The following is a 1,247-nucleotide window of genomic DNA, read 5'->3' as shown; positions in this document are numbered from 1 at the left end:
ACGGGGAAGTAGTTGCTGCCGCCCTGTCCCATGCGGATCGCAAACAGCCCGCACACTGGTACCTGAAGGGGTTGCTACTGCCTGGAGGGCGCAAGAGCGTGGAGCCCATGGCCGCGCGGGTGCACCCGCAGAACGTGCGCTCAGCCCATCAATCGATGCACCATCTGGTGGCCGATGCCGACTGGAGCGATCAAGCGCTGCTGGCGGCGGTGGCGGCACAGGTGCTGCCGACCCTGAGCAGGAAGAGCGCAGCGTGTCACTGGATCGTGGACGACACGGGATTTTCAAAGAAGGGGGTGCATTCGGTCGGTGTTGCACGCCAGTACTGCGGCCGCCTTGGCAAGACGGACAATTGCCAGGTTGCCGTGAGTTTGTCGATCGCCAACGAACACGGCAGCCTGCCAGTGGGCTATCGGCTGTATCTTCCCGAGCAGTGGGCTCAGGACACTGTGCGGCGCAAGAAGGCAGGCGTTCCGGATCAGATCGACAGCGCGCTGGCGACAGGGATTGCGGCAGGCGTCGTGCTAGCCGATGCGGCCTACGGCACCGAGACCCACTGGCGAGACCAGCTCAGCGAACGCGGCCTGCTGTACATGGTTGGCGTCCGCAGCAACACGAAGGTCTGGTGGGGATCGCACCAACCTGCGCCCATGCCGCCAGCCAGCCCTAAGGGCGGTCGGCCCCGCACACGACCGATGCGCGATAGCGCACATGCGCCGATCTCGGTACATGAAGTCGCGCAGAGCTTGCCCGCAAGGACGTATCGGCAGGTCAGCTGGCGCCAGGGCAGCGACGCAACGCTCAGTTCGCGGTTCGCGGCGGTGCGGGTTCGTGCCGCACACAATCGCCAGGCACATGACGAGCAGTGGCTGCTGATCGAGTGGCCGCCGGGAGAGTCCGAGCCCCGCCACTACTGGTTCTCGACGCGACCAAAGCAAACGCCGGTCAAGACACTGGTTGCCACGGCACAAGGCCGATGGCGGATTGAACGCGATTATCAGGAGCTGAAGTCGGAGTTGGGCCTGCATCACTATGAAGGGCGCAACTGGCGTGGTTTTCACCATCACGCCAGTCTGTGCATCGCCGCATACGGGTTCTTGATGCGCGAGCGCCTGCGCAGTAAAAAAAACTCCGTCGCATTCAAGATGCCTGCAGTATCCAAAAGCGTCCGCCCGCGCGGGTCTGGCCCCAATGCAACGTCACCATCCCAACTCGATTGCCACGCTGGCCTTCGGACTGGCTAGGCT

The 1,247-nt window shown here is 63.8% G+C and carries 1 protein-coding gene; it reads left to right on the top strand.

Annotated features, from left to right (window positions below; translation table 11 throughout):
* Nucleotides 1–1,244, top strand: a 1,244-nt coding sequence (locus K245_RS0121695; RefSeq protein ID WP_027360825.1) for an IS701 family transposase, incomplete at its 5' end; no start/stop codon positions are given.
* Nucleotides 1,245–1,247: the final 3 nt, after the last annotated feature.

The sequence above is a fragment of the Desulforegula conservatrix Mb1Pa genome (assembly GCF_000426225.1).
Classification (GTDB): Bacteria; Desulfobacterota; Desulfobacteria; order Desulfobacterales; family Desulforegulaceae; genus Desulforegula; species Desulforegula conservatrix.
This window is presented reverse-complemented; position numbering and strand designations above follow the sequence as displayed.